Genomic DNA, 912 nt, shown 5'->3' with positions numbered 1-912 from the left:
CTTTTTATTGGGAGTTCTGCCAGACATTAATAAGAATTATGGTGGCAGAACGGAAGAAGGTTGACAGACTAGTATTATCTCAAACTAGCACACCCGAAAGTGTCCCTCTCCCGTCCTACCGCTACGGGAGGGAACGAGTGGTACACCACACAAGGCTATTCCTCAGAAGGAAAAGCTCTGATGCGGGAGATAATATTCAGCCTGTCAAAGCCGGCTGGCAATGTGGCCAGCAGGCAAAGGATAAGCTTCACATTTGTTGCAGTCAAGCACACAAAATGACATTTGCTTTAAAATAGATCATTAAAAAGTAAGGTTAAATAATAAATAAGTTATTGTTAATTTAGGGTTTATAAAGTTGCGGAATTTTGAGATATAGCAGTTTAGGAAATTAGAAATGCGCTAGTGTGGCTTTCACCACCTGCGCTTTATTATTAAAGTTATTGTTTAATTGAGTATTTGCAATGTGCCCTAAAGCTATGAGGTTTTTCTATTTTTAAAAGAACGCTATCCTGCCGCTTTAAATGTACTGCGTTGATAGATTAATTTATTTTATCAATTTTAAAAATTTTACCACTTAGAGTACTTTGAAAAAACATTTCAAAACCCGGTCGTATATCTTCACCTTCAACTGTAATGTATTTTAAATTAGAAAAACATTGAGTATTAGCGAAATAATTATCTACTGTTGCCTGAATGACGTATTTAATTCCAAACTGGTCTTTAACACTGATATTTTGTTTAAGCATGACGATATCCTAATAAAATTATGGCAGAAATAATGGACCCGCCTAAATATCCAATAGCAAACTGAGTTTTAACTAACTCTATAATCTAATTTAAATAGTTGATTTATAGACGCATAAAAGGTGCGACCATCTAAATTTAAATCAACTTCAATTCCAGAGGAAAGAA

At 34.6% G+C, this 912-nt stretch carries 1 protein-coding gene; it reads right to left on the bottom strand.

Translation table 11 applies throughout. The annotated features are described in order from the left end of the window. Window positions 1-539: 539 nt before the first annotated feature. Window positions 540-746 (bottom strand): hypothetical protein, encoded by a 207-nt coding sequence (locus NL42_RS18450; protein WP_004643550.1) that lies wholly within the window; start codon window positions 744-746, stop codon window positions 540-542. Window positions 747-912 lie beyond the last annotated feature (166 nt).

Source organism: Acinetobacter sp. GN11 (genome assembly GCF_054823985.1).
This window is presented reverse-complemented; position numbering and strand designations above follow the sequence as displayed.